The organism is Microbispora sitophila (assembly GCF_014892245.1).
Taxonomy (GTDB): domain Bacteria; phylum Actinomycetota; class Actinomycetes; order Streptosporangiales; family Streptosporangiaceae; genus Microbispora; species Microbispora siamensis.
Genome location: NZ_JADBGC010000048.1, coordinates 21,910 through 28,242 on the forward strand (window position 1 = coordinate 21,910; position 6,333 = coordinate 28,242).

Sequence of the window (6,333 nt, forward strand, 5' to 3'; positions counted from 1 at the left end):
GCTTCCAGGAAGCGACGCGTCAGTGTGAGTGGCGGGGTGGGGCGCTGCCGCTGCCGCCGGTGAGGATGTCCAGATCCGCGCCCCTGTCGGCTTGCAGGACGTGCTCGCTGTACAGCCGTACCCATCCACGGGAGGCAGCCGGTTGCGGGGGCTGCCAGGCGGCGCGGCGGTGCTCGAGTTCCGCGTCGTCGACCAGCAGGTCCAGACGCCGCGCCGGGACGTCGAGCCGGATCACGTCGCCGGTACGCACGAGTGCGAGGGGGCCGCCCACGGACGCCTCGGGGGCCACGTGCAGGACGCAGGTGCCGTAGCCGGTCCCGCTCATCCGGGCGTCGGAGATCCGCACCATGTCGGTGATCCCCTCGGTGAGCAGCCGCCGCGGCATCGGCACGTTCCCCACCTCGGGAAACCCGGGATAACCGCGTGGTCCCGCGTTCCGCACCACGATGACCGTGTCGGAAGTGACGTCCAGATCCGGGTCGTCGGCCACGGCGACATAGTCCTCGATCCGGTCGAACACGAGCGCCGGTCCGGTGTGCTGCAGCAAATGGGGCGAGGCGGCGGAGACCTTCAGCACGGCTCCGGACGGCGCGAGCGACCCGCGCAGTACGACGGTCCCCGACCCGGCGGGCTGGAACGGCTCCTCCATCGTGCCGATGACCTCTCTGTTCCAGCACTGGGCACCGCTGATGTTGTCGGCCACGCTCTTCCCGCTGACGGTGACATGGTCCAGGTGCAGCAGGGAGGCGATCTCCTTCATCACCGCCGGGAGTCCACCCGCGTACGCGAAGTCCTCCATCAGGTACGTGCCGGAGGGCATCAGGTTGACCAGCATGGGCACATCGGCGGTGAGCGTGTCGAAGTCCTCCAGCGACAGGGGGACGCCGAGGCGCCCGGCGATCGCCAGCAGGTGCACCACGGCGTTGGTGGAGCCGCCGATCGCGGCGTTCACCCGGATGGCGTTCTCGAAGGCCTCCCGAGTGAGCACCGTGGACAGCCGCTGGTCCTCTTCGACCATGGCCACGATCCGGCGCCCGGCGGCGTGTGCGAGCGCGTACCGGCGGGAGTCGACCGCGGGTACGGCGGCGGCCCCCGGCAACTGGACGCCGAGGCCCTCGGTCACGCAGGCCATCGTGGAGGCGGTCCCCATGGTCATGCAGTGCCCGCGGCTGCGGGACATGCAGACTTCCGCCTCGGCGCAATCCGCCGCGGTCATCCGGCCCGCGCGCAGCTCTTCGGTGAAACGCCACACGTCGGTGCCCGAACCGATGTCCCGGCCACGGAACTTGCCGTTCAGCATCGGACCGCCCGTGACCATCAGAGTCGGCAGGTCGACGCTGGCCGCGCCCATGAGCAAGCCGGGCGTGGTCTTGTCGCAGCCGGACAGCAACACCACCCCGTCGAGAGGGTTGGCCCGGATCAGTTCCTCCGCCTCCATCGCCAGCAGGTTGCGGTAGAGCATGGTCGTCGGCCGCATCAGCGGCTCCCCCAGGCTCATCGCCGGAAATTCCAGCGGCAGGCCGCCGCTCTCCCACACGCCGCGCTTCACCGACTCGGCCAGGTCGCTCAGGTGGGCGTTGCACGGCGTCAGCTCCGACCACGTCGTGGCGATGCCGATCACCGGCCGGCCGTCGAAGACGTCGTCCGCGAACCCCTGGTTGCGCATCCACGATCGGTGAATGAACCCGTTGCGGCCCTCCGCTCCGAACCACTGCCGGCTGCGCAGCGGGCGATTCGTCATCGACATCGGCACACCTCTCTGTCATTTCGATTGGCTGCTGGACGACCGGCCGCGGCTACCTCAGGCCTCCGACGGACAGTCCGCCGCGCCAGTGCCGCTGGAGGGTGAAGAAGGCGATGATGAGCGGGATCACCGACACGAGCGCGCCCAGGATGATGAGGCTCCAGAGGGAGGTGCTGCCCGCGTTGTTCGCCGAGGCGATTCCCTGCCAGAGGCCGAGTCCGACGGTGACGGGGAACAGGCGGTTGTCGGAGAGCATGGCGAGGGGCAGGAAGTAGTTGTTCCAGGACGCCACGGCGGACAGGAGCAGCACCGTGACCACCGCGGGCCGCATCAGCGGGAACGCGACCTGGAGGAACGTCCGCAGTTCACCCGCGCCGTCGACCCGCGCCGCGTCCAGGATCTCGTCGGGAACCGCGTCGCGCGCGTACACGTGCATCAGGTAGACCCCGAACGGGTTCAGCAGTGACGGGAGGATCACCGCCCAGATCGTGTTCGTCAGGCCGAGCCCGGAGAACATCATGAAGGTCGGAATCACCAGGGCGGTCGCGGGCACCATCAACGCGCCGAGCAGGACCGAGAAGCTGAAGCGTCTGCCGGCGAACCGGTATTTGGCGAATCCGTAGCCGGCCATGACGGCAAGGATCGTGGCGCCGATCCCGCCTGCGAACGCGTACAGCGTGGAGTTGAGGATCCACCTGCCGTAGATGCCGCCGTCGTAGGTGAACAGTCGCTCGAGGTTTTCGAAGTAGTCGACCCGGTCGGCGAACCACAGGGTGTTGCCGCCGCCGAACAGGCCGGGGGCGTCTTTGGAACTGTTGACGATGACCCACCAGAACGGCACGAGGAAGTACACGACCAGGAAGCCGAGGAAAATCTGCAGGGGGAGGTGGCGTTGGTGACGGCGGCGTGCGCCGGCGCCGGAGCTGCCGGTCATCAGAAGAAGCTCCTCCGCTTGCGGGTGAAGAACAGGAAGGCGTAGACGCAGATGAACACGATCCCGCCGAGGGCGAAGGAGATCGCCGATCCGTAGGTGAAGTTCGCGAGCCCGAACGCCTGCTGGTACGCGTACATGTTGGGGGTGAATCCTGGTGCGATCGTGCCGGCCGCGAGGTATCGCAGAATCTGTGGTTCGTTGAAGAACTGCAGGGTTCCGATGAGTGAGAAGACCAGGATCAGGAGCAGCGCGGGGGCGATCAGCGGAATTTTGATCCGGAGCGAGATCTGCCATTTGCCGGCGCCGTCCATACGAGCGGCCTCGTAAAGTGTCGGGTCGATTCCCTGGAGCGCGGCGTACAAAATGATCATGTAGTAGCCGGCCCACTGCCAGGTGACGACGTTGACCAGGCCGTAGAAAATCAGATTGCTGCTGAAGAAGTCGGGCGCAGTGGCGCCGAACAGCCCGAAGATGTCGGAGAGCGGCCCGAAGCTCTTGCTGTACAGGAATCCCCACATGACCGCCCCGATGACCGTGGGAATCGCATAGGGGAGGAAAATCATGAGGCGGGAGAAGCGGGTGAACAGCGTGGTCACAGCGTCCAGGATGAGGGCCATCGCGAGCGCGATGATGATCTGCAGCGGGATGGCGACGAGCGAGAAGCGGATGACGAACCACGCCCCGGAGAGGAAAGTCGGGTCGGTGAACGCCTTCACGTAGTTGCCGAGGAAGACGAAGCTGGTGCCGCCGATCAGCTTCTTCTGCCAGAGGCTGAGATAGAACGCGTACGCGAGCGGCGCGATGAGAAGCGCCAGGAAGACGATCCCGAATGGCGCGACGAAGAGCCATCCCATCAGGTGCTCCCGGAGGCGCACCTTGCCGCGGACCTTGTGCGCTTTCTCTTGAGTGCTCGCTGCACTCTCCTCGATCAGGAGGGTCATTGTGGGCTCCGCAAAGTCGATGCCGGGGGTCACGGGTGGGCCGGCCGGAGAGGGACCGGCCCACCCGTGTTGTCACTGAACGGTGAACCCTTGCTCCTTGGCGTAGCTCACCACGTCCTCCTGAATCCGGTCGGCGGCCTGCGCACCGGTGACGGAGCCCTCGATGAGGGCACTGACCTGCTTCGTCATGGCGTCGAAGTAGTACTGGCCGAACGGGGCGTAGGTCATACCCTTGTAGGCGTTCGCCGCGGGGACGTAGACCTCCTTGTTCGCCTGCTGGCCGTCGAAGAACGCCACCTTGAGGTCCACGAACTTGGGATTGTTGAGCGCCTTGAGATTCAGCGGGAAAATGATCTGGTTGGTCCAGCCGTCGGTGAGCGACTCCTCGTCGGCGTAGAGGCCGTACGCCACCTTCGCCGCGAGTTCGGGGTTCTTGGCCTGGCTCGTCACCGAGAAGGCCGAGCCGCCCCAGTTCACCTGCACCGGGTTGTCGGGATCCCACTGCGGGAGCGGCGCCACCGCGAACTTGCCGGTGTCCTTGCCCTTGCCCACGCCGGCGCCGGTGAGGTATCCGGGCGCCCAGGCCGCCGAGATGTACGTCGCGTACTTACCGTTGACCACACCGGCGATGTACTCCGGCGTGAACTGGTCCTGCGTCCCGACCAGGCCCTTCTTGGCGAGGCGCCCCCAGTAGTCGAGCACATCCTTGGATGCCTGGTCGTTCAGCTTGATACCGATCGACTCCGGCCGCGCCGGGTCGTAGGTGAACGGATTCGCGCCCTTCTGGATCTGCAGCGCCATCGTGACGGCCGGCACGTTCGCGCCCAAGTCGCCGAACAGCGGGCCCCCCGCGTCCTTCACCTTCTGCGCCGCCTGCTCGTACTCGGCCCACGTCTTCGGCGGCTTGATGTCGTACTTGTCGAAGACGTCCTTCCGGTAGATCATCGCCATCGGTCCGCCGTCGACCGGCACGCCGTAGACCGCGCCACCGATCGAGACGTCCTTCCACGCGCCCGGGCCGTAATTGTCCTTGACGGCGTCATAGCCGTACTTCTTGATGTCGACGAGCGCCTTCTGGATCTGGAAGGTCGGGATCCGGTCCGCCTCGATCATAATCACGTCGGGGGCGCCGCTGCCCGCCGAGATGGCCGTCTGGAACTTGTCGTACTCGTCACCGCCCTGACCGACGTTGGTCCAGCAGACCTGCACCTCGTTGTTCTGCTTGTTGAAGTTGTCGACGACGAGCTGCATGTTGGGGTACCAGCCCCAGAAGGTGACGACCGGCAGGTCCTTCTTGCTGATCGTGTTCGTGCAGTTGCTCGCGTTGTTTCCGCCCGCGTTGGTCGCGGTCGCGGCGCTTCCGCCCGCGGTGCTTCCACCCGCGGTGCTTCCGCCCCCTCCCACGTCGGGGGCGCAGGCGGCAAGCGCACTCGCGGCGGCGAGCATGGCTGCCGTGACAAGTAGTCTTTTCGTCTTCGTTGACATGTTTTCCCCTTCGGGGTCACAGCGCACAAGGGTCCATGCGCCGCCGCTGAGGTCGAGTGATCGGCCGGGACGGGGCACGGATGACACGATCCGCGCCCTGTCCCTCGTGCCGATTTCTCATGTGAGCGCTCACACGCTCCCGCGTCCGAAAATCATCACCGGGGCGGGATCCCCGGGGTCCCGGTGGAGTCATCTCGAACGGGCTTGACTAGCGCTTGAACAGGCGCGGAGCCAGGTCGATGAGGTTCTTCTGCCACACGTCCCAGCCGTGCGGCCCAAAGGTGACCCCGTCGAACTCATAGTGGACGCCGAGCTTGTCCATCGTGGTCAGTCCCGCCATGAACGACGGGTACACGAAGTCGGTCACGTCGCCGACGTACACGCGCAGCAGCTTGGTCCCGTTGTTGATCGCCGCCACGTCGACGCCGGCGCCGCTGCCGAACCCGGCCGAGAACGCCCCGATGTAGGCGAACCGGCCCGGGTGCGCCTTGAGCATTCCGAACGTCTGTCCACCACCCATCGAGAGGCCGGCGAGTGCCTGCTGCGACGGATCGCTGGAGACGTTGTAGCGGGCGTGGACGGCCGGGTCGATGTTGTCCAGCAGCTCCTTGTTGAAGTCGGACACGTTGCCGTTGCTCATCACGACCACCATCGGCACCAGGTTCCCGTCCAGGAAGTGGTGGTCGAGGATCTGCTTGGCGCGGCCCATCTCGACCCAGTCCGTGTGGTTCTGGCCGCCACCGTGCTGGAGGTAGAAGACGGGATACGGCTGCGCGCGCTTCGGGTCGTATCCGGGTGGGGTCCACACCAACGCGGTCCGGTCCTGGTTCGTCACGGTGCTTCGGTAGGTCAGGCTCTCGACCTTTCCGCCCTGGCTGGCCGGAACGTCCGAGAGCAGGCGTGACCTCTCTCCGGAGATGAAGAAGGTGCTCCAGGTCGGCTCGGTGGTCACCTTCGTCGGGTTCGACGCGTCCTTGACCGAGACCCGGTCGACGATGAACTTGTAGTAGTAGAACCACGGGGCCAGCGGGCCCACGGTCGCCCGCCACCGGTCGCCGTCACGGGACAGCGGGATGCGCAGCCAGCTCCCGCCGGGAGCCGTGTTCGCCCACACCGTGACGTGCTTGGCGTCCGTGAAGGCCGTCGTGGTCTCGAAGGTGACGAAACCGCCCTCGGACACGAACGGCGTCGGAGTGGTGCCGGCTGCGGGCGGGGTGAACTCGCCCTTC

Annotated in this window: 5 protein-coding genes; all 5 read right to left on the bottom strand. The window is 66.4% G+C overall.

Annotated features, from left to right (window positions below; genetic code table 11):
* Nucleotides 1–19: 19 nt before the first annotated feature.
* Nucleotides 20–1,747 (bottom strand): IlvD/Edd family dehydratase, encoded by a 1,728-nt coding sequence (locus tag IL992_RS44350; RefSeq protein ID WP_193209284.1) that lies wholly within the window; start codon nt 1,745–1,747, stop codon nt 20–22.
* Between the two features lie 49 nt (nt 1,748–1,796).
* On the bottom strand, nt 1,797–2,678 hold the full coding sequence (locus IL992_RS44355; protein ID WP_193209285.1) for a carbohydrate ABC transporter permease: 882 nt from the start codon (nt 2,676–2,678) through the stop codon (nt 1,797–1,799).
* On the bottom strand, nt 2,678–3,652 hold the full coding sequence (locus tag IL992_RS48820) for a carbohydrate ABC transporter permease (RefSeq protein ID WP_319019231.1): 975 nt from the start codon (nt 3,650–3,652) through the stop codon (nt 2,678–2,680). Before IL992_RS48820 ends, IL992_RS44355 begins: the two co-directional genes overlap by 1 nt.
* Before the next feature lie 39 nt (nt 3,653–3,691).
* Complete coding sequence (locus IL992_RS44365; RefSeq protein WP_193209286.1) at nt 3,692–5,104, bottom strand: ABC transporter substrate-binding protein; 1,413 nt, start codon at nt 5,102–5,104, stop codon at nt 3,692–3,694.
* A gap of 208 nt (nt 5,105–5,312) precedes the next feature.
* Nucleotides 5,313–6,333: alpha/beta hydrolase (locus tag IL992_RS44370; RefSeq protein WP_226874925.1), on the bottom strand; the 1,021-nt coding region annotated here is incomplete at its 5' end.

What these genes read in the sequence shown, in the direction of transcription:
- IL992_RS44350 (WP_193209284.1), bottom strand. Translation starts at nt 1,747, where the DNA reads ATGTCGATGACGAATCGCCCGCTGCGCAGCCGGCAGTGGTTCGGAGCG.
- IL992_RS44355 (WP_193209285.1), bottom strand. Translation starts at nt 2,678, where the DNA reads ATGACCGGCAGCTCCGGCGCCGGCGCACGCCGCCGTCACCAACGCCAC.
- IL992_RS44365 (WP_193209286.1), bottom strand. Translation starts at nt 5,104, where the DNA reads ATGTCAACGAAGACGAAAAGACTACTTGTCACGGCAGCCATGCTCGCC.